Genomic DNA, 26,460 nt, shown 5'->3' on the forward strand with positions numbered 1-26,460 from the left:
AGTGCTCGGCACTCGAATGATCCGCTACAGGGGCGTCGCCAAGCGGTAAGGCAGCAGGTTTTGATCCTGCCATGCGTTGGTTCGAATCCAGCCGCCCCTGCCATTTTCTATACTCATCCAGGTATACCCCAGCCGGCAGGTACTGCGCGTGTCCAAGATGATGGTCTTTACGGGGAATGCTAACCCCGATCTGGCTCGGCGTGTTGTACGTCAGCTGCATATTCCACTGGGTGATGTTTCTGTCGGGAAATTCTCCGACGGCGAAATCAGTGCTGAAATCAATGAAAACGTTCGCGGTAAAGACGTCTTCATCATTCAGCCAACCTGTGCTCCAACCAACGATAACCTGATGGAACTGGTCGTGATGGCAGATGCCTTCCGCCGTTCTTCTGCGTCGCGTATCACTGCGGTGATCCCCTACTTCGGCTATGCCCGCCAGGACCGTCGTCCTCGCTCGGCCCGGGTAGCGATCAGTGCCAAGGTGGTGGCCGACATGCTGACCGTGGTCGGGATCGACCGCGTGCTCACTGTCGACCTTCACGCCGACCAGATCCAGGGCTTCTTCGATATCCCCGTCGACAACATCTACGGCTCGCCCGTACTGGTCGATGACATCGAAGATCAACGTTTCGAAAACCTGATGATCGTGTCCCCGGACATCGGCGGCGTTGTGCGTGCTCGCGCAGTTGCCAAGTCGCTGGGCGTGGATCTGGGCATCATCGACAAGCGTCGCGAGAAAGCCAACCACTCCGAGGTGATGCACATCATCGGTGACGTGGAAGGCCGCACCTGCATCCTGGTCGATGACATGGTCGATACCGCCGGCACCCTGTGCCACGCGGCCAAGGCCCTGAAGGATCACGGCGCGGCCATGGTCTATGCCTACAGCACCCACCCGGTACTGTCCGGTCGCGCCATCGAGAACATCGAGAATTCCGTTCTGGACGAACTGGTGGTGACCAACACCATCCCGTTGTCCGCGGCGGCACAAGCTTGCTCGCGTATCCGTCAACTGGATATCGCACCTGTCGTTGCCGAAGCGATGCGTCGCATCAGCAATGAGGAATCGATCAGCGCGATGTTCCGCTAAGGCTTCGGCCGGCGAATATCGAACTGACGAACATGCCCCGCTCCGGCACCTGTCGAAGCGGGGCTTTTTTGCCCTCACCACCCCGCGCTGGTCGCAAGCGCCGGGCAGGATGAGAGCCCACTGGAGAAACAAGATGACCGAATTCACTCTTAACGCCGAATCGCGTTCCGACCTGGGGAAAGGTGCGAGCCGCCGCCTGCGTCGTCTCGCCTCGCTGGTTCCAGCCGTAGTGTACGGTGGCGAACAAGCACCTGAGTCCATCAGCCTGCTGGCCAAAGAAGTTGCCAAGCTGCTGGAAAACGAAGCGGCCTACGCTCACGTGATCGAGCTGACCGTTGATGGCACCAAGCAGAACGTCATCATCAAGGCCCTGCAGCGTCACCCAGCCAAAGGCCACGTACTGCACGCCGACTTCGTACGCGTGGTTGCAGGCCAGAAGCTGACCGCTACCGTACCGGTTCACTTCATGAACCAGGAAGCTGCAGTCAAGAAAGGCGGCGAAATCTCGCACGTTGTTTCCGAACTGGAAATCACCTGCCTGCCGAAAGACCTGCCTGAGTTCATCGAAGTCGACATGGCCAACGCCGAAGTCGGCACCATCATTCACCTGTCCGACCTCAAGGCGCCTGCTGGCGTTGAGTTCGTTGCACTGGCCCACGGTAACGACCTGGCTGTCGCCAACGTTCACGCGCCACGTGTACCGGTTGAAGATGCAGGTGAAGGCGCGGCTGAGTAATCAGTCGCCTTTGCCGGGCGCTGTGATAGCTGATATCGCGGCGCTCTGACGAAATATGGAAGCCTCTACGTGACCGCCATCCAGTTGATCGTCGGCCTTGGTAACCCCGGGGCCGAATACGAACAGACCCGGCATAACGCAGGGGCTTTTTTCGTTGAGCGCGTTGCGCGTGACCAGAATGTAACTCTGGTTCCCGACCGCAAGTTCTTTGGCCTTGCCGGGCGTTTCAGCCACAAGGGCCAGGACGTTCGTCTGCTGATCCCCACCACCTACATGAACCGTAGCGGGCAAGCTGTTGCCGCGCTGGCGGGTTTCTATCGCATCCCGCCGGAAGCGATACTGGTGGCGCATGATGAACTCGACATTCCTCCCGGCGTGGCCAAACTCAAACAGGGTGGCGGCCACGGCGGGCATAACGGCTTGCGCGACATTATCGCGCAGCTGGGTAACCAGAACGGCTTCCACCGCCTGCGGCTTGGCATCGGCCACCCGGGCGACGCCAGCAAGGTGTCGGGCTTCGTGCTCGGCCGCGCACCGCGCGCGGAGCAGGAAAAGCTCGACGCCAGTATCGATTTCGCCCTCGGCGTGTTGCCGGACATTCTCGCCGGGGATTGGCCCCGGGCGATGAGAGAACTGCACAGCCAAAAGGCCTGACTCCACGAAGAGGGTTGCACCATGGGTTTCAATTGCGGCATCGTCGGCCTGCCTAACGTCGGCAAATCGACCCTGTTCAACGCGCTGACCAAATCCGGTATTGCCGCGGAAAACTTCCCGTTCTGCACCATCGAACCGAACAGCGGCATCGTGCCAATGCCCGATGCGCGCCTCGATGCGTTGGCGGCCATCGTCAAGCCCGAGCGCGTGATCCCTACCACCATGGAATTCGTGGACATCGCGGGCCTGGTGGCCGGCGCGTCCAAAGGTGAAGGCCTGGGCAACAAGTTCCTGGCCAACATCCGTGAAACCGACGCCATCGCCCACGTGGTTCGCTGCTTCGAGGACGAGAACGTCATCCACGTTTCCAACAGCGTGGACCCGAAGCGCGATATCGAAATCATCGACCTGGAGCTGATCTTCGCCGACCTCGACAGCTGCGAGAAGCAACTGCAGAAGGTTGCACGCAACGCCAAGGGCGGTGACAAGGACGCACTGGCGCAGAAGGCTGTGCTGGAGCGGTTGATCCCCCACTTCACCGAAGGCAAGCCCGCGCGCAGCCTGATGAAGGCCTTGAGCACCGAAGAGAAGCAGCTGATCCGCGGTTTCCACCTGCTCACCAGCAAGCCGGTGATGTACATCGCCAACGTGGCTGAAGACGGCTTCGAGAACAACCCGCACCTGGACGTGGTCAAGGCCATCGCCGAGGAAGAAGGTGCGCTGGTGGTGCCGGTGTGCAACAAGATCGAGGCGGAAATCGCCGAGCTGGACGACGGCGAAGAAAAGGACATGTTCCTCGAATCCCTCGGCCTTGAAGAGCCTGGCCTGAACCGCGTGATCCGTGCCGGTTACTCGCTGCTCAACCTGCAAACCTACTTCACCGCTGGCGTGAAGGAAGTTCGTGCCTGGACCGTTCGCATCGGTGCTACCGCTCCACAGGCTGCGGCCGTGATCCACACCGACTTCGAGAAAGGCTTTATCCGCGCCGAAGTGGTCGCCTACGACGACTTCATCCAATACAAGGGTGAGAACGGCGCAAAGGACGCAGGCAAATGGCGTTTGGAAGGCAAAGAATACATCGTGAAAGACGGCGATGTGATGCATTTCCGGTTTAACGTCTGACCGACACTTGAATTATAAAAACCGCGCCTCTGCGCGGTTTTTATGGACGATCATTTGTCAATCACGCAGCTTTCGCAACATAACGACTGCCCGTTTTATCTCAGTATCGGACGTCTATTGAACCATTTTCAACATAATAGGCGTTCGTACCTTCACGGAAGCGAAGCCTGAAATTTGCCCGGAATGTTCTGTTTTCCGTATCCAGTGCAAATCCGCCCTCCGAATGTTCGTAAGCCTGGATAAGATTCCCGTTTAAATTGAAATACAGCTGCGTTTCGCGGCTATTGTCATCAGGGATTAAAAGCTTGATGCCCAGGATCTTGCCATCTTCCAGCTCCTCGTAACCGGTAATCGTATAGCCTTGTCCGGAATCCTGTCGGCTGAAGGTAACCGTTGTAGCATTGAAATGATCACGCCCATTAACCGAAGGAGTGATACTGTCAGCCTTGATAGAGCCTGAGGCGCTGGTTATTTTTCCATTTTCTTGAGTGGTCATTTTTGAGCCCTGTCTGTCGTTGTACGCAATTGATCAGTAAGTCTCGGTTCAAGCCCATCTTGGGTGGCTAGGCGCTCTGTTTCGAGTGCGGAACATCGAGCACCCGTAGCCAATTTAATCCTCGTTATGCCCAGCCACTAGCTGACAAACTGACAGGTAGCGCCCAGCTACCCCTGTCAGTTGGGTTAATGCTTAGTCGTCAAACTTTAAGCCCTTTGCTGCCACCAGCAGCGCCCAAGATACTCGAACGAACCCTGCACTCCTCCAACAGTCGGAACCTTGCAAGCCGCGCCTCGATAGTGGCTTCCAGGCTCATTTGCCACGGCAGCGTTCATGAACAAACCCCTTGGTTACCACTGACACGGGCCGGGCGCGCCTTACGGAATCCTTGAACAGCGGGCATGGCGGGCGGTTGCCGTGGGCCGAGCTGCCGCGGCGGATCGAGGGACTCGAGGGCCCTTTAACGTTCAAGGTGGAGATCGCTTCAAAGGCCTGTGCTATGAAGGCGAGCACCTTGCAGGCCATTGATAACGAGCTGGGCTGCAAAGGCTTCCACTACCGCTACAGTGGAGTGGAACAGGAAGAAGGCTGTTTTCTAACCTGCACGTTCTGGAGGGTCGAAGCTGATGCGACACAAGGGCGCCTTGAGCAAGCGACACAGGTGTTCACCGAGGCCGTGAAAGAGTTGGACCATGGCGTAGGGATCTACTCGGAAATGGTCGACCCCACTCGCGGGCTTACCTCGGCAACCCGCCTCAGGGCCTGACCCACCTGGCCCTGCTGGCAGCGGCGCGAGCGCTCGGCGGTATCGTTCCGGACCGTTGAGCCGCGCCCGCGCCCATACCTGCGGTTACTCTGTCGGCGATTCGGTGTTGATATACGCCGGTGCTTCGGCGAGGGGGAACTGCCGTTGCTGATCACCGGTGGCGGCGCGCTTAGGGGCCAAGGGCTCAAGCTTCTGAGGCTGGCCGGTAGTCAGGGCCCGCTCGATAGCCTCCACTACTCGCACATCGCGCCAGCCTTCATCTCCATCCGGCTCCGGCGTTTGCCCGTTGAGAATGCAATCGGAGAAGTACGCCGTCTCGCCGGCAAACTGGTCCACCACCGGATGTACGTGCTCCTGCGTATTGCCGTCGATGGCCGCGCGATAGCGGATGCTTACACCTTCGCCATAGCCGAAACACGGAGAGGCCTCGATCTCGCCCTTGCTGCCCAGGAACTGAAAACGCTCCGCGCTGGGAAGGTTGCAGCTGACAGTAAACTGCGCAAGCCGTTCCTCGGGAAAACGCAGTGATACTGTTACCGTATCCCACGTATTTATTTCATCGCCCGGCGTTTTTACGCCCACTGCGCTGACCTCGATGGGCTCTGCCCCGAACAGCTGACGCACCATGTTGAGCGGATAGGGCCCCATGTCGAATACCGGCCCGGCGGCGAAGCCATTGTGCAGCCGGTGGTTACTGCGCTTGACGGTCTGCGTGAAGGTAGAGGTGAACAACCGGGGTTCGCCGAATTCGCCAGCGTGTACCCGCTCGATCATCTCCAGGGTCCCGGGCTCGCAATGCAGGCGGTAGGCGATCATCAACTTGGCCCCAGACTGTTGCGCGGCGGCAATCATCGCCTTGCAGTCTTCCTCATTGGTAGCCATGGGTTTTTCGAGCAATACATGAATACCCGCCTCCAGCGCCGGGACCACGAATTCGCGGTGGCGGAAGTTCGGGGTGGCAACGTACACCGCGTCCACTTCGCCAGAGGCCAGCAGTGCGGGGTATTCGTCATAGCTGTAGCTTTTGAGCGAATATTGTTTGGCCAGGCGGTCGGCTTTTACCGGGTCGCCGGTGACCAGGGCGGTCATCACCGAATTGTCGGTCTGGCCGACGCCGGGCATGAACGCGCCCTGTGAAATCGAACCTCCCGCTACCACGCCGTAGCGGATCTTGCCGTGTGAATCGGGCATTCAAGGTCTCCTTGCTGATTGATCGATACCTTTCACCTGAGCCCCCTGTGGGAACGGAAGTTCAGTTCAATCGCTTGGCTTAGAACGGCACTTTCACGGCCACGGTCGCTGCCGAGTCGTCGTAATCGCTACGGCTTTGCGCGGAGTAGTTGACCGTGAGCTCGGCCCCGTTCGCGGTAAGCGGCGTGACCAGGCTCAAGCCACCACGCACCAGCCAAGGGCTGGCTTCGCTGCCGCGTGTTTCGAACCGCTGCCCCGGCGCGCCGGCAAAGCTTGCGGTCACACCGTTGGCGTCGTTGATGAGGTCTACCCCCACGCCGAGATTCACCTGAAGCCGGCTCCCCCCTGGGCTGAACTCATGCTCCAGCCGGCCATCCAGCCCGGCGATCAGCTGGTCCGTCTGGCGGCCGTCCACGGACAGCAACAGCGGCGCGATGCTGCTGGAGCCTTGCTCGCGATAGCCCTGGTCTCGTATGTGGTTGTAGTCCAGCCGCGCCGACGGCACGAAACGGGTTGCCTCGCTTAACCTGTAGGCATGGCCCAGGCTGGCGCCCACGGTGGCGAACAAGCTGTTGTATTCGCCTTTTGCCTTGCCGCTCACCCCTGACAGCGCCAGGCTGCGCTCGCCCGCAACGCGATTGTGACCCGCGCCGGCGTAAACCATGAATTCCGTATCCGGGGCGAGCGTATAGGCGCTGTACCCCGTGAACTGCCAGAGGTCGAGCCGGCTGTTCTGGCCGTTACCCAGCGCGTCGCCTTGGGTATCGCCATCGGCATAGGCGAATGCCAGGCCCACGCGCTGGGTACTGGAGGTACGGGTATCCATGCCGATCACCTGGCCGCTCGCGCCGCTGCTGCCGCGGGCGCCGCTGGCCAGCGAAGTGAAGGGTTTTGACCAGAGTGTGGGCGCCATTCTCAGGCTTGGCAGCTCCGAGGTCACCGGCACCAGTCGATCCTGCAATGCCTGGGATATTTCGCCCAATGCAGCCTGGCTTGCCCGTAGGCTGGCATTGCCCAACGGTAGGGTCTGGCTCAAGGCGTTGGCCACCTGGGCCGTGCTGGTCGCCGAAACGAAATAGGGCGCCAGGCTACTCGACGAACCCTTGGCAAACTCGGCATCCAATACGCCCGCTACTCCGGCTGCGGAAGCGAGGCCGCTGCTGGCGACCGCCGCGCGGGCCCCGGTGGCGGACTTGGCCGCCAAGGTAAGGTCCACGGTGTTACCGTCTTTCACCGCGCCGAAATCGAACAGCGCCGAGTTGCCGGTTACCGCAAAGGTGCCATCGGACTTCAGCGTACCGGCGCTGAGCACGTCCTGAAGCTGGCTGACGCGGAAGGGCTGGCTGGCATTGGCAACGTCCACGTCAATAAGGGCGCGGCTCGGCAACGTAGCAGTGCCGGTCACCACCAATTTGCCGTAGTGCGTCTGGTCCAGCACCTCGGTGCGCAACACCGCCCCATTGCGCTGGCTGTAGTCCCCGGTGATGGTTGCTGGCGTGGCGCTGCGGCTGGTGGATGCGCTCAGTACCAGGGTGCCGCGGTTGATGAAGCTGTCTACATTCCAGCGATCCCGGGCGCGCAAGCTATAGGTAGCGTCGCTGTAAAGGGTGGCGGTGGTGTTCGGCGCGTACACATTCCCGGCAAAGCGCGCGGTGTCGTTGCCAGCGATGTACAGGTTGTTCAACGTACTGGCTGGGTCGACATAAAGGGAATACTCGCTACCGGAGATCAGCCCGGCATTCACCAGGCCGCCTGTAAGCTCGCTGTCCCCCTGCACCGACACGCCGCGCTCGCGGCCCTTGAGGGTGCCGGTGTTGGTCACGCTCGCCAGCGTACTGTCCGTGACATTCAGCGCCCGGGCGCCGGTGATGCTGCCACGGTTGACCAGGCGGCCGCTGAGCGTGGAGTTGCTGATGTCGAGGGCGTAACTGGTACCCGCGCCGATGATCTTGCCGGCATTGGTGAACTCACCGCCCACCGTGCTCCCGCTGACACTCAGGCCGCTCCAGGCAGTGTCACCGCCCTGTGTGCCAATGGTCCCATAGTTGGCGAAGCGGCCCTTGAGGGTACTGCCGGAAATGCTGGTCTGCGAAAGGTACGTCAGGATGCTGCCCTGGTTGATCATGTCGCCGCCAATGGTGCTGCCGCTGATCGCCGCGCCCGAGCCGCCCACGATGCTGCCTCGGTTCACCACATCGTCACCCACGACGGTATTCAACAGGGTGAAGGGGTCGATGCCGCCGGAAATGTCACCATCGTTGACAACCCGCCCGCCGACCGTGGAATTGACCAATACCAGGCCACGATCGCTGCCGGTGATGCTCCCCCAGGTTTGCAGGTCCCGGCCGATGGTAGCGAATTGAAGATACGCCCCGTTCTCGCCTTTGATCTCGCCGGCGTTGATCAAGCTGCCGCCGATGTCTGTGCCGTTGATGTAGATAGCGTCCATCTCGGCCTGAAGGCTGCCGCTGTTGATCAGGTCGCCACCGATGCTCCCGCCGGCAAGTCGCAACGTATCGCCATCGCTTTCAAATTCACTGTCGGTGGTGATAGCCCCGGTGTTGGCCAAGTCGCCACCAATGCGTATGTCCGTAAGTACCAGCCCGTTGCGGCCCTCGATCGAGCCAGTGGTAAGCAAGTCGCCGCCGATAATGGTGCCACGCTCGCTGACGATGGCCGTGCCTTGGGACCCGGCATACAGCGAGCCCAGGTTCACCAGGCTGCCGCTGATGGTGGTGTCGGTGACGATAAGCGCGGCGTACCCCGTGTTGTTGGTCGTAATCTCACCGCGGTTGATGAAGTTGCCGTTGACCGTGTTACGCAAGAAGTCCAGCGCGCCGGTGCCGCTGTCGATCGTGCCGGAGTTTTCGAAGCCGCCCATTACCGTGTCCTGAATGAACACATTGGAGCCGCCATAGATCCGGCCCGTGTTGAGCAACCCACCCTTGATCGTGCTGCCGCTGATGCCGAAGCCGGTAATGCCCGAGCCGATAGAGCCATGGTTGGCGAAGCGGCCCTCTATGGTGGTGCCATAGATTCGGCTGCCTTGGTCGGAGGCGTAGATAGACCCATAGTTGATGAAGTCGCCGCCGATGGTGCTGCCGGTGATGATCATCGGTGTAGTTGTACCGCGGATATCGCCGGAGTTGATGAGGCTGCCGCCCAGCTTGCTGTTCTCGATATGCAGCGCGGTCGAGCCGGTGGCGATGCTGCCGCTGTTGCGCAGGTCGCCAGTGATTTCGCTGCCGCTGATCAACAGGCCGTTACGCCCGTAGGCCCCGTTACGTTCGGCGGCGAGCAATCCGCTGTTGCTGAGGTTGCCGATCACCGTACTGTTGACCAGGCTCAACGCGGCGGCCTGGGTGGAGGTGATGGTGCCGGCGTTCAGCACATTACCGGTGAAGGTGCTTCCCGACAGGCTGATACCCTCGTTCATGCCCTCGATCACCCCCGTTGCGGTGTTCTGGAGCTTTCCAGAAAACACCGTATTGAAGATGACAATGCCCTCTTCCCCAGCCAGCGTGCCGCTGTTGAAAATCTGGTTACGGCCGGGTACTGCGTGTTGCACCACTACCGCCGCCACATCGGCCACCTTGATACCGCCGTCGGCGGTCACCGTGAGCGACTCGTTGCGGCCGAGACTGCACGGCTCGGTTACACGTGTACTCAAGGTGGTGGTGCCACTGCCGCAACTGCCTGCGGCAGCGGCGGCGCCATCGGCAGCCATGAAACTCAGCGCGGCAACGATCGCGAGGCTGAGGCGATGGGGTTGAAACGCGGACGAGTGGAAAACGGCTTTGTGAGAGGAGGTCGACTGCTGAGACTGACCAGGGCTGCGGCTATCCATGGGGCTACCCTGCCTGCTGAGGTATGGAAGCGAAGGTATAGGCAGGGGATTGGATTGTGTCAAAAAACTCAGGAAGTGGTGCAATCCGGATATATTTGAAAGCCCCCGGAACCACCGTAAAATCTACTCACTCTCGTGTGTGAGAATTGATACCGTACGCATCGCTACCTCCGTATGCTGTCGCTGCAACTGTAGCTATCTGAGGAGTCTGTACAAGCTCAGTTGCCGTTTCGCTCACCGACCATCGCCCGCGCCTATCACCTCCAGATCAAACACCACCCCGCCCTGCCCTTGCGAAGCGCTCAGCGCAAACCCTACCTTGATGCACAGCGGGTTATCGTCATGCAGTTGCCCGGCGTGGGCCGCGAGCGATACGAGAAAGCGCTGCCAGCGTGCACGCTCGTAGGCCTGGTAAGCCTGGCGCGGATGGATGGCCAGGCGGGCAAGTTCCACTTCGATTCCGCCAGGCGGGGCCAGCCATACCGCCAGACCTGCCGGCCCGGTAGTGGGTGGAGTGAAAGCCTGCACCACCACAACCAGCCGTGTATCGCCGTTGCGCAGGCTTTGCAACGTTTCTATTGGATAGCGCCGGCAGATCAACCCAGGCGCAGCGAGTGTGGCTGTGGCGGCCTGGGCTGAAGCGCCGCCCAGGCCGGCCAGCAACAGCAATGCCCGGCTAAACGAAAACAATTTCCACCGACCCCGGTGTTACCGTGCCCACCTGCGAAGCGGCCACGCCTGGAGCGGGCACGGGCACGATCTGCACTGTGACCTGGTCCCCGGTCAGCAGGCCAGCCTGGGCCAACCGCCGCACGGTTGCCGTAAGGTTGACCTGTGTCGACAGCGCCCCGCCATGCCCGGCATGCCCCGCCATCGTATGGCGCAGGAACGACACCGTCCGCACGAAGTGCGGGTCGCTGTCCGGCACGTCCAGGCTGGCTTCCATCAGGTTGATGAACACGCGGAAGGTGTTCACGTTCTCGCCCATCACAATGTCGCGTAGCACCGCGAATACCTCACGGTTATTGGGTGGGGTGTCGGTACCAGCGATCACCGCATCCAGTGTGGAACCCGGCGCGGTCAAGGGCACATCCAATGGGTCGTTCAGCTTCGCGATCCCGGGTTTGGTCTTCTTTACGCGTTTCAGGTTCGAGGGCTGGCTGGGGTCAAGCAATGCGGCCACGTTGCGGTCGCGAATACTTAACAATGCGGCGGCGGCGATGGCTTCGTTGGTAACAGCGCTTTTTGCCTTGGTGGTAGGCAGGCTGTCATAGGTGTAGCCCATGCTGATCGTGGAGCGCATGTTCTTTACTACGCGGCTGTAGAACGTGCCCTGCGGGTTGATGTAATGCTTGAGGAAATTCATGTTCAGCCACAGCGGGTCGGTGCTGTTCTGCCGGCCGAGCGTGTTCCACCACAGCCAGATCCGGTCGATGTTGCCGTGGTGCATCATGAACAACGGGTCCAATGGCGAATTGGGGTTGGGCATGTAGCCGCCGATGTTGTCATGCACATTGTTGTGCGGCGTACTTTCCAGAATGCCCTGCACGCCGCCACCGGCCGGCACCCATGACGGGTCGGTACTGTTTTGCGCCGGGTTGCGGCTGGTGCCGAACGCCTCGAACACGGTTTCGGCATAGATGCTCTGCATTACCCCCGGGCCGGTGAGCGAGTCGGTCAGTGCATAAGGGCCGGTCAATGTATTGCGGGTGGGTACATACAGTGGGTTGGGCTGGCCGTTGTAGAGCGGGTCGGTGAAGGCAGCCGGAATTGTGCGCAGGGCTGTCCAGTCCCAGTAGGGCATGGCGAAATTGGCGTTGCCGGTGAGCGAGGCCGCCGCCCGTTCGTACATTTCCAGATAACCCCTGTGCCATGGCAGGAAATACCAGCTGCCGTGAGGGCACAGGTTGAAAGCGTTGTTGTTGCCATGCTGGTTGGCAAAGGCAATCCAGCTCACCCGGTTAGTCTCGGGCCTGGCTTTCATCATGCCCACGAAGTCGCGGTAGCACGCCAGGTCGGGGTCGTTCGGCGCCATGTTGTTCACATTGCGGCGCACCCTCACCGTTGCCGCCGCCAATTGGCGCATACCGGGCACGATGCCACCGAATACGCACACCGCGCCGGCACCAAGGGAAAGTTTGAGAAGAGTACGGCGAGTAGTAGCCATGAGCTAGCTTCCTTGTTGAGTCGGTTGAACAACCGGACCCTCGAATTCGCGACGCGCCACAGCTGAAGGCTTACGCCTGAAATGTCCTGGCCAACCGTATAGCCCAACGGCGGGAAGTGGGCAAGGACGGTGGTCGGCGGCGTGTGGATAACGCTATTCCGTCATTTTTCCACCGCCACGCGCCCTTGTTTTCCTGATCAGCTATGCAACAAATACCGCTGATAGAATTCCAGCGTTGCCAGATTCTTTTCCTTGGCTTCGAACATGATGTCGAAACGGTCAAGGAACTGCAGCGCGTACTCATTGGTTTTGTGGTTCCACATGCGGGCACTGTGTGCGTACAGATCGCGCTTGTTGACCTTCTCCAGCAAGGCGGGTATTTCCAACGGATCATCCGGCCCGAAACCTAGCGCCTGCAGATGCTCGGGCGGTTGCGAGTAATGCATGGCCGGGCGCACGCCGCGCCAGCTGTCGATGATGCGGTTTACCCTGGGGTCATCGGGAGGGATGTACGCCTCTTCATTGATCCAGCAGTGATGAATGTCGAGCACTACCGGTGCCAGGTCAGCGATGGCGAGGCAGTCGTTCACGCCATAGGTTTTCTCTTCGTTTTCGAAGGTAATGGTATTGCGTGCAACCTCCGACAGCCGGGGCCACACCGCCCGCACCCCTTCCACACCCAGGCGGCCGGCAATGTGCACGTTGCACTTGAAGTCCTGAAAGCGCTGGCCATAACCCATCATGCGGATCATGTCGGCGTGGTACTCGAACTCTGCCAGGCTGTTTTCCACCACCTCGGGCCGGTCGGAACCCAGCACGCAGTATTGCCCGGGGTGGAATGACAGCCTGATGTTTGCGCCGCGCGCGTAGTCGCCAATTTCCATAAAGCGCTGCTGCAGATGCGCTTGCAGGGCTGGGTCCTGATAAAACGCCGTTACGCTGGGGTGGCTATACAACGGCAACAGGTCGCTGCTCAGGCGCAACATTCGCAGGGCCGGCGGTAATTCAGCTACATAGGCCAGCAGCCGAAGCTGTGCGTCGAGGTTGTGCTCGATCAGCTGGCGCAGTTTTTCCGCGGCCGCTTCCACCGTGGCGCTGCTGATCCAGCGCAATGTGGTGGTTCGAGGGTTGAACGCTTTCTCGATCGCTTCCAGTTCCTTTATCGCCAGGCTGCGGTGCGAATGGCGATACATACAGGCAAAGCCCAGCCGTGCCTCGCTCATGAGTCACCCCACCACAGTGGATGGAACGGCCCCTGGGCGCCGAACACGGGGTCTGACGCGGGATAGGTAGCGTCGGCGATATTGCGCTCCTGTTCAGGGGTTGGGGCTTCACGGCAAATGTCGAAGGTAGCCCCCGCCGGATAGGCGCCCACCACAAGAAAGTCCTTGCTGGCGCTAAGCTGGCAGTGCCCGGTACCGGCGGGCAACAAAACCACATCACCCGCCCGCACCTCGGTTTCATAGCCATTCGGGCCACCGAGCACCAACCGCGCTTGGCCACCGGCGACGCCAAGCACCTCATGGGCCGTGGAGTGGTAGTGATGGTAGGTGAACACGCCGTCGCGCCACTGCGCGGGCCAGTGATTCACCTCGAACAGTTGTTCAAAGGCCCCTGCGGGGTCGCTGATCTGGGACAGCACCTGCCGGTAGACGATTACCGGTAGGCGCAGATTGTTGGGGACCCAGTCATTACGTTCCAGCCGCACCGCCTCGACCACGGCCAGCTTGCCATCGGCAAGCATGGGCAGGTTGCCCACGGTGAGCGGAACGTCCAGTGGATGTATGAAGGCCTGATGGGGATGGGCCATGGCGTTCTCCTGTCACGGGTGATTACGTGTGGACAGCAGAACGCCGCAGCCTATCAATCAACCCGCCGCCCGTTGCAGCTCCAGCAGGATTTCCAGCGGGTGGCGCAGCTCACGCCCGGCCAGGCGTTTGGTCTGGCTGCGGCAGGAATACCCGGTCGCCAACGCCTCGCCGTTGTCATCGGACGAAGGTGCCACCTGCCCTGCCCAGGACTGGTCGAAGATGGTCCGCGACGTCTCCTGGTTACGCGCTTCGTGGCCATAGGTGCCGGACATGCCGCAGCAACCGGTGGCCTGAGTGGCCAAGGTAAGGCCCACGCGGCTGAACAGCATCTCCCACTGTTTGGTACTGGCCGGTGCGTTGGTTTTTTCCGTGCAGTGGGCGAGCAGCCGGTAAGGCTTCGCAACGCTTGCCTTGAGCGTTTCCGGCAGCGCATCGAGCAGCCACTCCTGAGGCAGGTCCACTTTCGGCAGCTGCGCAATGCCCGGAACCTTGGCGTATTCCTGGCGATACACCAGCGTCATGGCCGGGTCCAGCCCGACCATGCGCACGCCGAACGCGCTCAGTGCCTGCAGTTGGCTGGCGTTGCGAATGGCCGCCTTGTTGAAGGCACCGAGGAAGCCCTGCACGTGCAACGGCTTGCCGTTGGCAAAGAACGGCGCCAGATACACCTGATAGCCCAGGCGCGAGACCAGCTCGATCAGGTTGGCCAGCAACGGGGTTTCGAAATACCGGGTGAACGCATCCTGCACCAGGATCACACTGCGCGCCCGCTGCGCCTCGGTCAGCCCGATCAGTTTCGCCGGGGTAGCCGGCTGTACGTCCCAGCGGCGCAGGCTGGCGTGGAAGTTGAAGCGGCTGAGCAGCGGGCTGTCGACCATGCCCACGCGGCGCGCCAGCACACCCTTGACCACGGGTGCGTTCATGAGGCCGTTGTACAGCCCCGGTACTCTCGCCAGGTATGGAATGGTGAACTCCAGCGAACCAATGAGGTAATCCCGCGCCGGGCGCAGGTAGCGGGTGTGATAGAGCTCGAGGAAGCGCGAGCGGAATTCCGGCACGTTCACTTTCACCGGGCACTGCCCCGCACAGGATTTGCACGCCAGGCAACCGGCCATTGCGTCGTATACCTCGTGGGAAAAGTCCTGCTGGCCGGCCTTGCTGTCCCGGCTGTTGCGCCATCGCTGCGGCAGGGTTTGCCAGAAGCCTGGCTGGCGACGGGCCGGTGACAACACGTCCACCCCGGCCTCGCCTTGCAGCCGTAGCCATTCGCGCACCAGCGAAGCCCTGCCCTTCGGGGACTGGGAGCGCTGGCGGGTGGCTTTCCAGGATGGGCACATGGCGTCGTTGGGGTCGTAGTTGTAGCAGGCGCCGTTACCGTTGCAATGCATGGCGGTGCCGTAGCTCTGCCATACCCGCTCGTCAATGCTGCGGTCCAGATCGCCCCGCAACGTTACCTCATCCACCTTCAACAAGGGTTCGGCGCTGTCGAGCGGCGTGCAGATTTTCCCCGGGTTCAGCTGATTGTACGGATCGAAGGCTGTTTTCAGGGCCTGCAACGAAGGATAAAGCTCGCCAAAGAACGCCGGTACGTACTCCGAGCGCACGCCTTTGCCGTGTTCACCCCACAGCAGCCCGCCATATTTTTGCGTAAGCGCGGCGACCGCATCGGAAATAGGCCGTACCAGCGCGGCCTGGGCCGGGTCCTTCATGTCCAGCGCAGGGCGAACGTGCAGTACACCGGCATCCACATGGCCGAACATACCGTAAGTGAGGCCATAGCCATCGAGCAGGGCGCGGAATTCGGCGATGTAATCCGCCAACTGCTCCGGAGGCACGGCGGTATCTTCCACGAAGGGCTGCGGGCGTATCTCACCGTCCACGTTCCCCAGCAGGCCTACCGAGCGTTTGCGCATGGTATACACGCGGTTCACCGCTTCGTTACCGGCGGCCAGCGTATGGCCAAGCCGTTCTACGCCCAGGTCCGCTTGCAAGTGCGCAACGAACGCCGCTACCCGCGCCTCGACTTCCGCAGGCTCGTCGCCACTGAATTCCACCAGGTTGATGCCCAGCGTGGGGCGGTCCGGGTCAGCCGGGAAGTACTCCGCCACGCTATGCCACACGATGTCTTTCATCGCCAGTAGCAACACGCGCGAATCCACGGTTTCGATCGACAGCGGCTTGTGCTTGATCAACGCGCGGGCATCACGCAGGGCGTCCATGAAGCTGCCGTAGCGTACGTTCACCAGCACCGAGTATTTGGGGATGGGCAGTACGTTGAGCTTGGCTTCCACCACAAAGCCCAGCGAGCCCTCGGCGCCGCACAAAACGCTGTTGAGGTTGAAGCGGCCGTCCGCTTCGCGCAGATGCGCCAGGTCGTAGCCGGTGAGGCAGCGGTTGAGCTTGGGGAACACTGCTTCGATAAGCGCGGCCTTGGTGGCGTTGATTTCTCGGGCGGTGCGGTACACCTCGCCAACCCGGCCTTCGCGGGCACACTGGCGCTCCAGTTCTGCCTCGTCGATGGGCAGGCTGTGTACCGCTTCGCCACCCAGCAGGCGCGAATGCAGCTCCAGCACGTGGTCGCGGGTTTTGCCGTAGGTGCAGCTGCCCTGGCCGCTGGCATCGGTGTTGATCATGCCGCCGATGGTGGCGCGGTTGGAGGTGGACAGCTCGGGCGCGAAGAACAGCCCATGAGGCTTGAGCGCGGCGTTGAGCTGGTCCTTCACCACGCCCGCCTCCACACGCACCCAGCGGTTCTGGACGTCGATTTCCAGAATGCGGTTCATGTGCCGCGAAAGGTCGACCACGATGCCGTCAGTGAGTGACTGCCCATTGGTGCCAGTACCGCCACCGCGCGGGGTGAGCTTGATCTGCCGATAGGCCGGCTCGGCCATCAACCGGGCAACCCGTGCCACATCGTCGGCGTTGCGGGGGAACACGGCGGCCTGGGGCAGCCGCTGATAAATCGAGTTATCGGTGGCCAGCACGGTACGGCTGGCGTAGTCGGCGCTGATTTCGCCCTGGAAGCCGCTGGCGCGCAGGGCCTGGAGAAAATCACGGTAGTCGGCCTTCGCAGGGGCCGGGTGCAGCTGGGCGATCATGGTCGCTGCCTCGTTATAAGCTGGCTTGCGCTTATTGAATGGATGCGCAAGCCTAGGGATACGGAGTTGTGCCATGTTCGCCGGGCCGGGCGTTAAGCACAAACGGATAATCCTGCACCTATCGATGACTTTTGCGAATGAATCACCGCCGCCTTACCCCGTCCATGTCCCTTTTGCTGGCCTTCGAAGCCGCCGCTCGGCACGAGAGCTACACCCGCGCTGCCCAGGAGTTGTCCCTGACGCAAAGCGCGGTCAGCCGACAGGTGCAGGCCCTGGAGCAGTTGCTGGGGCTCACCTTGTTCCGCCGTGAAGGCCGCCAGGTGCAGCTCACCGACGTTGGCCGCTTGTATCAGCGCGAGCTGAGCGAGGCCTTGGGGCAGATTCGCAGCGCAACCTTGCAGGCATTAGCCTTTCAATCCGGCACCGGCACGCTGCGCCTGGCCACGCTACCTACGTTCGGCTCCAAATGGTTGCTGCCACGCCTTCAGGATTTTTACCGGGCCCATCCGGGCATGATGGTTCACATTCACTCACGCATCGAGGCCATCGACTTTGCCACCAGCGAGATCGACGCGGCAATCAGCGTAGGCAGCGGAGAGTTGCCAGGGCTGATCAGCCACCGGCTGCAGGCCGAGCAACTGGTGGTGATTCTGGGGGTGGAAGGCGCGCAGGCCTTGGGCGAGCTGACGCCTGAGCGCATCAGCGGCCAAGCCTTGTTGACCGTGGCCACCAACCCGCACGCGTGGGCGGAGTGGTTCAGCCACCACGGCCTGCCGCACCGAAGCATGCGGCTGGGGCCGAGCTTCGAACTCACCTCGCACCTGATTCAGGCCGTACGCGCCGGCATCGGCGTGGGCCTGGTGCCCCGTGTGCTGGTGGAAGAAGAACTGGCGAAGGGCGAGCTCACAAGCGTGGGCAAGCCGGTGGCCAGCAAGCGCAGTTACTACCTGGTGTACCCGCAGCGCAACGAGGCGTTGCCCTCGCTGCGCGCCTTTCGACAGTGGTTGCTGGGGCAGATCTGAGTCTCAGCTTCTGGCCTGGGTGGAGGGCAGCAATACGGTGAGGATGCCCAGCAGTGGTAGGTACGAACACAGCGTGTACACGTACTCAATGCCATGCACGTCGGCCAGTTGGCCCAGCAAGGCCGCGCCGATACCGCCGAAACCAAACATCAGGCCGAAGAACACACCGGCGATCATGCCAACGTTGCCAGGGAGCAATTCCTGGGCGTACACCACGATGGCGGAAAATGCAGACGCCAGGATGAAGCCGATCACCACGCTCAGCACGCTGGTCCAGAACAGGTCCACGTAGGGCAGCATCAGCGTGAAGGGTGCCGCGCCCAGGATGGAAAACCAGATCACCGTCTTGCGCCCGATGCGGTCGCCGATCGGCCCGCCAAAGAAGGTGCCCGCCGCCACCGCGCCGAGGAACAGGAACAGGTGCAGTTGTGAACTGGCCACCGACAGGTCGAACTTTTCGATCAGGTAAAAGGTGAAATAGCTGGTAAAGCTGGCCATGTAGAAATACTTGGAGAACACCAGCAGCGCCAGCACGGCCAGCGCGCCGGTGATGCGCCCGCGGGACAGGCCATGTGATGCGACCTTGCCGCGTTTGGCTGCGAAGGTATTGAGATGGCCTCGATACCAGCGGCTCAGCCCATACAGCACGCCGATGGCCGCCACCGCAAACACGGCGAACCACGCCACGTTGGCTTGACCGAAGGGGATCACAATGGCCGCTGCCAGCAGGGGGCCGAACGCAGAGCCGGTATTGCCGCCGACCTGGAACGTGGACTGTGCCAACCCGAAGCGCCCGCCAGACGCCAGCCTTGCCACGCGGGAGGTTTCCGGGTGGAAGGTCGAGGAGCCAATGCCGATCAACGCGGAGGCCAAAAGGATCATCTCGAAACTGCCCACCATGGACAGCATCAACACGCCAATCAACGTACAGACCATGCCGGCAGGCAGCAGGAACGGTTTGGGATGGCGGTCAGTATAGAAGCCGATCCAGGGCTGCAGCAGCGAAGCCGTGATCTGGAACGTGAGCGTAATCAACCCTACCTGGGTAAAGCTCAACCCATAGTTGGCCTTGAGCATGGGGTAGATCGACGGCAGCACGGCCTGGATCAGGTCGTTGATCAAATGAGCCAGCGCACAGGCGGCGATGACTTTCATCACCAGTGGGCTGGTGGCCGGTGTTGCGGGAGAGGGGGTTACCGCACTAGCACTGGTAGACGCGAGAGCCATGGATCACCTGAGGTCAAAGGGCGCATTGTTCAGGTGCGCCACTGTGACATCTTGCAACACATTCTTCCAGCTGCCGGCCCTAGGCAGTAGCAAAGTTGGCGGTAGTCGCCCGCAGCGCCGTGCTGCCTCGGTTCAGCCGGTCGGCGGCGCCATTGACCTCACGGGCACCGTCGAGCAGGCGCAACGCGGCTTGATCCACCTGCTGGATATTGCCGCTCACTTCATCGGCCGTTGCCGCCTGCTGCTCCACGGCCGTCGCAATATGGGCCAGGGTGTCGTTCACGGCTTGCACGGCCCCTGCGATCTCACCCAGGCTGGCACCCAGCCCTGTGACCGCAGCGGCATCCCCTTCCGCTTGGGCGCAGGCAGCCTGCATCAATTCCACCGCCTGCTGAACGGTTGCGCGCAGGCTGTCCACGGTCGCGGCGATCTGCGCAGTGGACGCCTGAGTACGCTGAGACAAACTGCGCACCTCATCGGCCACCACCGCAAAGCCCCTTCCCTGTTCACCGGCGCGGGCAGCCTCGATGGCGGCATTGAGGGCGAGCAGGTTGGTTTGGCCAGCGATACCGCCGATCACATCGACCACCGACTGGATCTGTTGGCCCTGCTCACTCACCCGCCCCAAGGCTTGGGCGCTGGCACTCAGGCGCTGGTTGAGTTGCTGGATATTGCGTGTGGTCAGTTCGCTCTGGCGGCTGCTGCTCACTGCGATCTGCCGGGTGTGCCGCGCGCTCTCCGACGCTTCCTCACACCGCTTGGCTACCTCTTGAGAGGTCGCGGCCAGCTGGGTAGCGGCGGTGGCGATCTGGCTGATCTGCATCTGCTGGCTTTCCACGTCGCGCAAGGTGCCGCTGGCCTGGCTGGTCAGTGTGTCTACCGCGCCGCCCAGAGTGGTGCTCTCGCGATCCACTGCCGCCAGGCTGCCGCGCAACTGGTTTACCGCCGCATTGAGGGCAAGCGAGATCGCCGCCAGTTCATCGCGCCCTGTTACCGGCACCTGAACCCGCAAATCACCGTCGCGCAGGGACTCGGCCAATTTGGTTATACCGGCAGCACTGCGCCGGATGGACGCCTGCAAGCACACGAACAGGTAAACCGCGGCCAGCAGCAGAATGCCGAAGCCTATGGCCACAGGTACCATTTCGGCCATGGCTTGCCCATGGTAATAGGCAAGGCGCTGCTCCAGCGAAGCGAGCGCCTGCTGGCGCATGGCCGAAATGCTTCCGAGCAGGGCATCCACGGTACTGTCGAATTCCGCTGCCGAGAGATTCACCGAGCCGCCGAAGAGTTTGTCGTCGAGCAACTTCAGGGTGCTGTCGAGTTGCTCCGTGCTCTGCTGGTATTGCCGCGCCCAGCCGAGGTCTTCAGGCAAGCGCCCGCTCAACGCTGCCCCACTTTTGAGCAACTGCTCGCGGGCATCGCCGATGCGTGCGCGCAGATCGCGCATCTGCAAGCGGCTTTGCAGGCTGAACTGCCCGGCCACTACCGAGCTTTCACCCGCTGCCGCCAGCCGGCCAGCCCGCTCGTAAATATCGGGCGCACGCTGGGTTGCGATTTCCATCAGCAAGTAGGTTTCCATCCAGGGGTCGAGAATCAGCCCGCTGTCCATCGCAACCTGTTCGCGCAGCAGTTGCAAAGCGCTGATGGCCGCTGTGAATTTATCGAAGCCGTCTGGCCACCACCCCACGCTGCGCAAGGTTTGCAAGTCCACCCCGGCTGCAGCCTGCTGTAGCGTCTGGTAACGGCGGCGCGCTTCTTCGCTTGCACCGGTATCACTCAGCAGTTGGCCCAGCTGTAGCATCGCTTGCTGCAATTGAGGGCCATTGGCTTCCAGGGCGCTGATGGCCGCTTTGGCTGCGGCCGTGGGGTCATGAAGAATGTCGATTGCCTTCCAGCGGGCCGCCAGCGCGCGCTGTTCGCTCAGCAGGTGGTCCACTGGCTCCAGCGCAGCCAGCTGCGCCGTGCCTTTGAGCTCGGCATCGATGACCCGCAAGCGTTCGCGATAACCATTGCCCAGCATCACCAGGCTCACAGTGAGTGGCAGCATGAACAGCAAAAACAACAGCAGGAATTTACCGGCGAAGGTAAACCGACCCAGCAGGTGGGTTCCGGGGGAAAGCAGAGTGGCCATGTCCGACTACGCTCCTGGACAAACGACGCGCCCGGCCAAGCCGGGGTAAGCCCAAAACAGTGCAAAAATCACACCCGCGCACGCTTCCATCGGGCGGCTGCCGCTGAGCCTTGGAGATCAAGCGCTTACGAGCGCACGTACGGAAAAAAAATGAAACCGAATGCTTGACAGCCCCCCGGGTTCCGCGAATAATGCGCGCCACTTGGCTACATAGCTCAGTTGGTTAGAGCATAGCATTCATAATGCTGGGGTCCGGGGTTCAAGTCCCTGTGTAGCCACCAAACACTGTTTCGGTCACTGTTATATTGGTCATCGAAGCATCAGAGAAGCCCGCACCCGTGCGGGCTTTTTTGTGGGCGCTCGAAAAGCATTCTTCGCCCGATCCTGAAGGCCATATGAAACTTCCTCAGCGCCTTCAAGCTGTCACTTGAGCGTCATCTTCCGTTGCTAGGTTCCGGGCCACCTCTGGATATGCCTACGGAAGCCCAATGAGCGATCAGCCTGAAGACCCGTTCGATAGCGAGAAACCCGCCCTTTCGTCCACACGTCGCCGGTTTTTGGGTGGCCTGGCCGCAATCGGTGCCGGGGGCGCCCTCGCCGGTTGCACACCCTCGAGCGCAACCCCTGCACAGCCTGCCCCGCTTACCCCTGCCGAGCTGAACCATGCGCTGCGGGACAACGTTAAAACCGTGGTGGTGATCTACGCCGAGAATCGCAGCTTCAATAACCTGTTCGCGAACTTCCCGGGCACTGAAAAACCTTTGTCGAAGCTCAAGCCCGGCGACTACCAGCAGAGGGACCGTGACGGCAGCTTGCTGACGAACCTGCCGCCCGCATGGGGTGGCGTGTTGCAGCTAGGGCCGCAAACAGTAGAAGGCGTGACTTACCCAAGCGGCGTGCAGTATCAGGAAAACCTGCCCAACGCGCCGTTCCCGCTCAAGGGCCCTCAGGGGGAAGACCTGCCCATGGGCTTGGTCACTCGCGACTTGTGGCATGTGTTCTACCAGAACCAGATGCAGATCAATGGCGGACGGAACGACCAGTTCGTGGCTTGGGCGGATTCGGGTGGCCTGACCATGGGCTATTACCCTCAAAGCCGCTACGCCTTGCGCTTGTGGGACCTGGCCGAGGAATTCGTGCTGTGTGACAACTTCTTCCAAGGTGCTTTTGGCGGTTCCTTCCTTAACCACCAGTACCTGATCAGCGCGACCGCCCCTGTTTACCCCAATGCCAGCACCTCGGTAGCCAAGTCGCAGATTGCAACGCTGATGAGCGACAACCCGACAGACACGCGGCTCAAGCCCCTGCCCGCTTCCCCCGCTAGCGCAATGCAAGGCCCACCGCAGTTCGGCCCCAGCGCGATCACACCGGACGGGTATGCGGTCAATACCCTCGCCCCGCCCTACTGGCCCACCTGGATTCGCGACCCGGACCGGCCGGATTACTCAAAGCCCGACCTTCCTAACGTGCTGGTACCCCAGCGCCACGACCATATCGGCGACAAGCTGTCGCGCAAGGGCGTGGACTGGGCCTGGTACGCTGGCGGCTGGCAGGCCACCCTGGACCAGTTCAAGGACTCGCCGGGCATTCCGAAGATCCCTAACTTCCAGTACCACCACCAGCCCTTCAACTATTTCGTACAGCAAGGCCCGGAGCACCCCGAAGAGCGTCAGCGGCGGCTGCGCGATGGCGGCCTGGGCGACGATCCCTCCAGCAACCACTTCCTGGCGGACGCAGCTGCCGGCAAGCTGCCCGCGGTCACGTTCTACAAGCCCCAGGGCAACCTCAACATGCACGCCGGGTATGCGGATGTAACGTCCGGGGACCGGCACATTGTGCGCGTCGTGAAAACCCTGCGCGAAAGCCCCCAGTGGAAGAACATGGTGGTAGTGGTCACGGTGGATGAGAACGGCGGCTGGTGGGACCACGTCGCGCCGCCCGAAGGTGACCGCTGGGGCCCGGGTTCGCGCATTCCGGCGCTGGTGATATCGCCCTTTGCGCGTAAAGGCACGGTGGACCATACCGTTTACGATACTGCGTCCATCCTGCGGCTGATCACCCGTGTATTCGATCTGGAGAAGCTGGACGGCCTGGCGGAGCGAGACAAGGCCATGGCGATGCGCGGTCAGCCTTTGATGGGCGACCTCACCAACGCCCTGACCTTCAATCGGTGATCAGGTAGAACTCACCCGCTGCCGGGCCCGGTAGCGGGACAGGCCCATCCCTAGCAGCATCACCAGCACTGCACCGGCCGCACTGGCGAGGTACTGCAAGGCCGACCCATGTGCGGGCGCCCAGCGCTCAAGCACGGGGTCGGCCATGGCCAGGCTGACCGCGATCCAGCCAATCAGCCCTCCTCCCAAGGTAACGATCACCGGGAAACGCTCCATCAAGGCCAGCACCACGCGGCTGCCGAAAATGATCAAAGGGATACTCAGCAACACGCCAGCAGCCACCAGGTAGAGGTTCCCCCGGCCGGCCGCGGCCACGGCCAGTACGTTATCCAGCGACATCACCGCATCGGCGACGATAATCGTCTTGATCGCGGCTAACAGGTGGGTGCCGCCGTCAACGGCGTGAGGCTCCTCTTCAGGCGAAGCGATCAGGCGGATGCCTATCCACAGCAGCAGCAACCCCGCGCCCAGCTTCAGCCAGGCAAGCGCCAGAAGGTGCATGGCGAAGAACAGCAGCACCACACGAAGCGCTACGGCACCCGCCATACCTGCCCAGATCGCCTGCCGCCTGCGCTCGGCCGGCAGCCGGCGGCAAGCCATGGCGATCACCACTGCGTTATCACCGCCCAGCAGCAAGTCCAGCACCAATATCTGCAGTAGGGATGTCCATACCGCGGGATCCTCGATCCACGCCATGCTTGCCTCCAGTCAGCGGTTACCCGATGAGCTCGTAAGCCCGAGTGACTGTGACCCGCTTGCACCGGGATTTTCTCCCCCCACCTGGCACTGCGCGGTACAGTTCGCACATTGAACGCAGGGAGAGCCGCGAATGAGCGCGACCGTATTGGTATTGGTAGAAACCATTGGCGAATATCTGCCGATGCTGGAAAACGCAGGCTTCGAATTGATCGTGGCAACCACCCCGTCGGCCCGCCAGGCCGCCATTGAAACCCACGGCGCGACCATTGATGCCGTACTGACGCGTGGCCCGCTAGGGCTTACAGCGCACGAAATCGATGCACTGCCCAAGCTGCAGATCATTACGGTGATCGGCGCGGGCTACGAACGCGTGGACCTGCCCGCTGCCCGGGCGCGCGGGATCGTAGTCACCAATGGCGCAGGAGTAAATGCGTCGGCAGTGGCAGACCATGCCATGGCCCTGCTGCTGGCGGTGGTACGCGATATTCCACGCGCGGATGCCTCGGTTCGCCGTGGCGAATGGAGCAAGGTGATGCGCCCGTCGCTGGCTGGCAAGCGCCTGGGCATTCTTGGCCTGGGCGCAGTGGGCATGGCCATTGCCCGGCGCGCCTCATTGGGCTTCGGCATGCCAGTGGGCTACCACAGCCGCCGCCCGCGCAACGAGGCGGAGTACACCTGGTTCGCCGACGCTCGGAGCCTGGCGCAGAGCAGCGACGTGCTGATGATCGCCACGCCCGGCGGTGAGGGTACGCGCCAGTTGGTCGATGCCGGTGTGATCGAAGCGCTGGGGCCGCAAGGCCTTCTGGTGAACGTTGCGCGTGGCAGCGTGGTAGATACCGTTGCGCTGGTGGGGGCATTGGGCAATGGGCACCTGGCAGGTGCCGGTCTGGATGTATTCGATGATGAGCCCAACGTGCCGGAATCGCTGAAGGCGTTGCCGAACGTGGTGCTCACGCCTCATGTGGCAGGCCTGTCACCCGATGCCGTGAAGGCCACTGTGGAGCTGGTCACCCAAAACCTGCTGGCACACTTTTCCGGGCGCCCGGTGCTTACGCCTGTACCGCTGGGCTAAACGGCTACTGTTGGAACAAGCGTAGCCGCAGCCGAAGCTTGCGCACGGGTCAACGGCAGAAGGATGTGCGCTGGCTGTAGTCTTCGCCCCAGGTTCGGTAGCCAGCGGTGTCCAGGTGTACCCGGCCGGAGGGGTAGCGGCTCAGCCCCATTCGCCACGCCTGGCCTTGCTCCTTCCAAAACCTGCACAACCCGTCTACCGAGCCTCCGGGCAACAGATCGACTGCGAAGCTGCGCACATGAGCGCTGCGGGTTGATCCTCCCGCGCAACGGTTCAGGGTTTCATCCCGCCACGCCGAGGCCACCTCGAATTCACCCAGCACACGTTGTGTTTTCAGTGCTTTCAGCAAGTCGAGGGTATCGGCAACCGCGGGCCATTGGGGCTCGGGGGCTATGCCGAAGGGTTCGGCGCCGCAACGCTGCCAATCAGTGGCCGTTCTGAGTAACTGCCACATGGGCACTACCTCGCCCACGTCCCGGCGTTGCAGATAACGCTGAAACGCACTTATGCGCTCGGAATGGGAGGCAGCCCACTCATTGAACCGAGCAGGGCCTCGATCGGGATCTTTCGAGGTATCAGCCTGAGCGGCGGTGGCGAACAGCAGCGCCACCCCCAGGGCGATCACGGCCTTCACAATACGCCGCAGGCTACCCGAGCACCGCCACCACCGAGCGGTTGCGGCATGTCGGCATGGTTGTCACCCCCCGCATGGATCATCAACGCATGCCCTTGGACCTGGCTCAAGGCTTTCAAACGTGGCGCCAGCACAGGATACGTGGCGGTACCGTCGGCATTGACGTAAATGGCCGGCAGGTCGCCCAGGTGGCCTTCGCCATAGGGGCCCAGGTGCTTGCCGGTCTTGGCAGGGTCCATATGCCCGCCAGCGGCTTCGGCCGCAGACATCTTGCCGTCCTTCATGGCCGGGGCGCAGCTACCGTTCTGGTGTACATGAAACCCATGTACACCTGGGGGCAAACCTTTGAGGTGGGGGGTGAACAATAACCCGTAGGACGTCTCCTCGACATTCACCTCGCCGATCGACTGCAGCGCCCCTTCCGGGCCGGCGAGTTCGAGGGTAACTACTTTGCTTGCTGCTTGCGCGCCTACGCTGCCAGCAATCAGCAGGGCTGCGAACCATCCATATGCTTTCATCG

At 61.8% G+C, this 26,460-nt stretch carries 21 protein-coding genes and 2 tRNA genes; 10 read left to right on the forward strand and 13 right to left on the reverse strand.

Translation table 11 applies throughout. From position 1 onward, the window contains the following. The first annotated feature begins 28 nt into the window (after positions 1-28). From LG385_RS17465 to ychF, 5 genes are all read left to right on the forward strand, one after another. A tRNA-Gln gene (locus tag LG385_RS17465) sits at positions 29-103 on the forward strand. 45 nt (positions 104-148) lie between these two features. After that, positions 149-1,090: a ribose-phosphate pyrophosphokinase gene (locus LG385_RS17470; protein WP_181117001.1), complete on the forward strand. Its 942-nt coding sequence runs from the start codon at positions 149-151 to the stop codon at positions 1,088-1,090. 133 nt (positions 1,091-1,223) lie between these two features. Further along, the gene (locus tag LG385_RS17475) at positions 1,224-1,826 is read left to right on the forward strand and encodes a 50S ribosomal protein L25/general stress protein Ctc (RefSeq protein WP_181117000.1); all 603 of its coding nucleotides are present in this window, start codon (positions 1,224-1,226) and stop codon (positions 1,824-1,826) included. A 69-nt stretch (positions 1,827-1,895) separates the two neighbouring features. Continuing rightward, the gene (pth, locus tag LG385_RS17480) at positions 1,896-2,480 is read left to right on the forward strand and encodes an aminoacyl-tRNA hydrolase (RefSeq protein WP_225775281.1); all 585 of its coding nucleotides are present in this window, start codon (positions 1,896-1,898) and stop codon (positions 2,478-2,480) included. Between the two features lie 21 nt (positions 2,481-2,501). Continuing rightward, on the forward strand, positions 2,502-3,602 hold the full coding sequence (ychF, locus tag LG385_RS17485) for a redox-regulated ATPase YchF (protein WP_225775282.1): 1,101 nt from the start codon (positions 2,502-2,504) through the stop codon (positions 3,600-3,602). A 100-nt stretch (positions 3,603-3,702) separates the two neighbouring features. On the opposite strand, the gene LG385_RS17490 is transcribed toward ychF, so the two are convergent. Further along, positions 3,703-4,098, reverse strand: a complete 396-nt coding sequence (locus LG385_RS17490; RefSeq protein WP_225775283.1) for a hypothetical protein — start codon at positions 4,096-4,098, stop codon at positions 3,703-3,705. A 499-nt stretch (positions 4,099-4,597) separates the two neighbouring features. Here LG385_RS17490 and LG385_RS17495 point away from each other — a divergent pair, with 499 nt between their 5' ends. Further along, a complete protein-coding gene (locus tag LG385_RS17495) occupies positions 4,598-4,864 on the forward strand; it encodes a hypothetical protein (protein WP_225775284.1) in 267 nt (88 codons plus the stop codon). Positions 4,865-4,948: 84 nt separating this feature from the next. Here LG385_RS17495 and LG385_RS17500 read toward each other — a convergent pair whose 3' ends face one another. The 7 genes from LG385_RS17500 to LG385_RS17530 all read right to left on the reverse strand — a co-directional run bounded on the left by LG385_RS17500 (position 4,949) and on the right by LG385_RS17530 (position 16,978). After that, positions 4,949-6,055, reverse strand: a complete 1,107-nt coding sequence (locus tag LG385_RS17500; protein WP_225775285.1) for a Gfo/Idh/MocA family protein — start codon at positions 6,053-6,055, stop codon at positions 4,949-4,951. 79 nt (positions 6,056-6,134) lie between these two features. Beyond that, positions 6,135-9,902: an autotransporter outer membrane beta-barrel domain-containing protein gene (locus tag LG385_RS17505; protein ID WP_225775286.1), complete on the reverse strand. Its 3,768-nt coding sequence runs from the start codon at positions 9,900-9,902 to the stop codon at positions 6,135-6,137. Positions 9,903-10,136: 234 nt separating this feature from the next. Next, positions 10,137-10,592, reverse strand: a complete 456-nt coding sequence (locus LG385_RS17510) for a hypothetical protein (RefSeq protein WP_225775287.1) — start codon at positions 10,590-10,592, stop codon at positions 10,137-10,139. After that, the gene (locus tag LG385_RS17515; protein ID WP_225775288.1) at positions 10,579-12,069 is read right to left on the reverse strand and encodes a tyrosinase family protein; all 1,491 of its coding nucleotides are present in this window, start codon (positions 12,067-12,069) and stop codon (positions 10,579-10,581) included. The genes LG385_RS17510 and LG385_RS17515 overlap by 14 nt, the downstream gene beginning before the upstream one ends. 197 nt (positions 12,070-12,266) lie before the next feature. Beyond that, complete coding sequence (uvsE, locus tag LG385_RS17520; protein ID WP_225775289.1) at positions 12,267-13,292, reverse strand: UV DNA damage repair endonuclease UvsE; 1,026 nt, start codon at positions 13,290-13,292, stop codon at positions 12,267-12,269. Next, positions 13,289-13,879: a cupin domain-containing protein gene (locus LG385_RS17525; protein ID WP_413247335.1), complete on the reverse strand. Its 591-nt coding sequence runs from the start codon at positions 13,877-13,879 to the stop codon at positions 13,289-13,291. Before LG385_RS17525 ends, uvsE begins: the two co-directional genes overlap by 4 nt. Positions 13,880-13,936: 57 nt before the next feature. Continuing rightward, complete coding sequence (locus tag LG385_RS17530) at positions 13,937-16,978, reverse strand: FAD-binding and (Fe-S)-binding domain-containing protein (protein ID WP_225775290.1); 3,042 nt, start codon at positions 16,976-16,978, stop codon at positions 13,937-13,939. 137 nt (positions 16,979-17,115) lie between these two features. Here LG385_RS17530 and LG385_RS17535 point away from each other — a divergent pair, with 137 nt between their 5' ends. Beyond that, positions 17,116-18,000 (forward strand): LysR substrate-binding domain-containing protein, encoded by an 885-nt coding sequence (locus tag LG385_RS17535; protein ID WP_225775291.1) that lies wholly within the window; start codon positions 17,116-17,118, stop codon positions 17,998-18,000. A 3-nt stretch (positions 18,001-18,003) separates the two neighbouring features. Here the strand turns inward: LG385_RS17535 and LG385_RS17540 are convergent, their stop codons facing one another. Together LG385_RS17540 and LG385_RS17545 are read right to left on the reverse strand one after the other, a co-directional pair. Beyond that, entirely contained in the window at positions 18,004-19,227 is a 1,224-nt protein-coding gene (locus tag LG385_RS17540; protein ID WP_225775292.1) for an MFS transporter, read from the reverse strand. A gap of 79 nt (positions 19,228-19,306) precedes the next feature. After that, positions 19,307-21,361: a methyl-accepting chemotaxis protein gene (locus LG385_RS17545; RefSeq protein WP_225775293.1), complete on the reverse strand. Its 2,055-nt coding sequence runs from the start codon at positions 21,359-21,361 to the stop codon at positions 19,307-19,309. Between the two features lie 204 nt (positions 21,362-21,565). On the opposite strand from LG385_RS17545, the gene LG385_RS17550 reads away from it, so the two are divergent. Continuing rightward, positions 21,566-21,642, forward strand: a tRNA-Met gene (locus LG385_RS17550). Between the two features lie 207 nt (positions 21,643-21,849). Next, positions 21,850-23,535, forward strand: a complete 1,686-nt coding sequence (locus LG385_RS17555; protein WP_225775294.1) for an acid phosphatase — start codon at positions 21,850-21,852, stop codon at positions 23,533-23,535. On the opposite strand, the gene LG385_RS17560 is transcribed toward LG385_RS17555, so the two are convergent. Then, positions 23,536-24,231 (reverse strand): TerC family protein, encoded by a 696-nt coding sequence (locus tag LG385_RS17560; RefSeq protein WP_225775295.1) that lies wholly within the window; start codon positions 24,229-24,231, stop codon positions 23,536-23,538. Between the two features lie 133 nt (positions 24,232-24,364). Here LG385_RS17560 and LG385_RS17565 point away from each other — a divergent pair, with 133 nt between their 5' ends. After that, the gene (locus LG385_RS17565) at positions 24,365-25,306 is read left to right on the forward strand and encodes a 2-hydroxyacid dehydrogenase (protein ID WP_225775296.1); all 942 of its coding nucleotides are present in this window, start codon (positions 24,365-24,367) and stop codon (positions 25,304-25,306) included. A 49-nt stretch (positions 25,307-25,355) separates the two neighbouring features. On the opposite strand, the gene LG385_RS17570 is transcribed toward LG385_RS17565, so the two are convergent. Together LG385_RS17570 and sodC are read right to left on the reverse strand one after the other, a co-directional pair. Further along, positions 25,356-25,931, reverse strand: a complete 576-nt coding sequence (locus tag LG385_RS17570; RefSeq protein ID WP_225775297.1) for a D-Ala-D-Ala carboxypeptidase family metallohydrolase — start codon at positions 25,929-25,931, stop codon at positions 25,356-25,358. A 5-nt stretch (positions 25,932-25,936) separates the two neighbouring features. Further along, positions 25,937-26,458 carry a superoxide dismutase family protein gene (gene sodC, locus LG385_RS17575; RefSeq protein ID WP_225775298.1) on the reverse strand — a complete coding sequence of 174 codons (522 nt, stop codon included), beginning with the start codon at positions 26,456-26,458 and terminating at the stop codon, positions 25,937-25,939. Between the last annotated feature and the right edge of the window lie 2 nt (positions 26,459-26,460).

Source organism: Pseudomonas sp. Marseille-Q5115 (assembly GCF_916618905.1).
GTDB lineage: Bacteria > Pseudomonadota > Gammaproteobacteria > Pseudomonadales > Pseudomonadaceae > Aquipseudomonas > Aquipseudomonas japonica_A.

What these genes read in the sequence shown, in the direction of transcription:
- LG385_RS17475 (WP_181117000.1), top strand. Translation starts at nt 1,224, where the DNA reads ATGACCGAATTCACTCTTAACGCCGAATCGCGTTCCGACCTGGGGAAA.
- ychF (WP_225775282.1), top strand. Translation starts at nt 2,502, where the DNA reads ATGGGTTTCAATTGCGGCATCGTCGGCCTGCCTAACGTCGGCAAATCG.
- LG385_RS17490 (WP_225775283.1), bottom strand. Translation starts at nt 4,098, where the DNA reads ATGACCACTCAAGAAAATGGAAAAATAACCAGCGCCTCAGGCTCTATC.
- LG385_RS17495 (WP_225775284.1), top strand. Translation starts at nt 4,598, where the DNA reads ATGAAGGCGAGCACCTTGCAGGCCATTGATAACGAGCTGGGCTGCAAA.
- LG385_RS17500 (WP_225775285.1), bottom strand. Translation starts at nt 6,055, where the DNA reads ATGCCCGATTCACACGGCAAGATCCGCTACGGCGTGGTAGCGGGAGGT.
- LG385_RS17505 (WP_225775286.1), bottom strand. Translation starts at nt 9,902, where the DNA reads ATGGATAGCCGCAGCCCTGGTCAGTCTCAGCAGTCGACCTCCTCTCAC.
- LG385_RS17515 (WP_225775288.1), bottom strand. Translation starts at nt 12,069, where the DNA reads ATGGCTACTACTCGCCGTACTCTTCTCAAACTTTCCCTTGGTGCCGGC.
- uvsE (WP_225775289.1), bottom strand. Translation starts at nt 13,292, where the DNA reads ATGAGCGAGGCACGGCTGGGCTTTGCCTGTATGTATCGCCATTCGCAC.
- LG385_RS17525 (WP_413247335.1), bottom strand. Translation starts at nt 13,879, where the DNA reads ATGGCCCATCCCCATCAGGCCTTCATACATCCACTGGACGTTCCGCTC.
- LG385_RS17530 (WP_225775290.1), bottom strand. Translation starts at nt 16,978, where the DNA reads ATGATCGCCCAGCTGCACCCGGCCCCTGCGAAGGCCGACTACCGTGAT.
- LG385_RS17535 (WP_225775291.1), top strand. Translation starts at nt 17,116, where the DNA reads ATGAATCACCGCCGCCTTACCCCGTCCATGTCCCTTTTGCTGGCCTTC.
- LG385_RS17540 (WP_225775292.1), bottom strand. Translation starts at nt 19,227, where the DNA reads ATGGCTCTCGCGTCTACCAGTGCTAGTGCGGTAACCCCCTCTCCCGCA.
- LG385_RS17545 (WP_225775293.1), bottom strand. Translation starts at nt 21,361, where the DNA reads ATGGCCACTCTGCTTTCCCCCGGAACCCACCTGCTGGGTCGGTTTACC.
- LG385_RS17555 (WP_225775294.1), top strand. Translation starts at nt 21,850, where the DNA reads ATGAGCGATCAGCCTGAAGACCCGTTCGATAGCGAGAAACCCGCCCTT.
- LG385_RS17560 (WP_225775295.1), bottom strand. Translation starts at nt 24,231, where the DNA reads ATGGCGTGGATCGAGGATCCCGCGGTATGGACATCCCTACTGCAGATA.
- LG385_RS17565 (WP_225775296.1), top strand. Translation starts at nt 24,365, where the DNA reads ATGAGCGCGACCGTATTGGTATTGGTAGAAACCATTGGCGAATATCTG.
- sodC (WP_225775298.1), bottom strand. Translation starts at nt 26,458, where the DNA reads ATGAAAGCATATGGATGGTTCGCAGCCCTGCTGATTGCTGGCAGCGTA.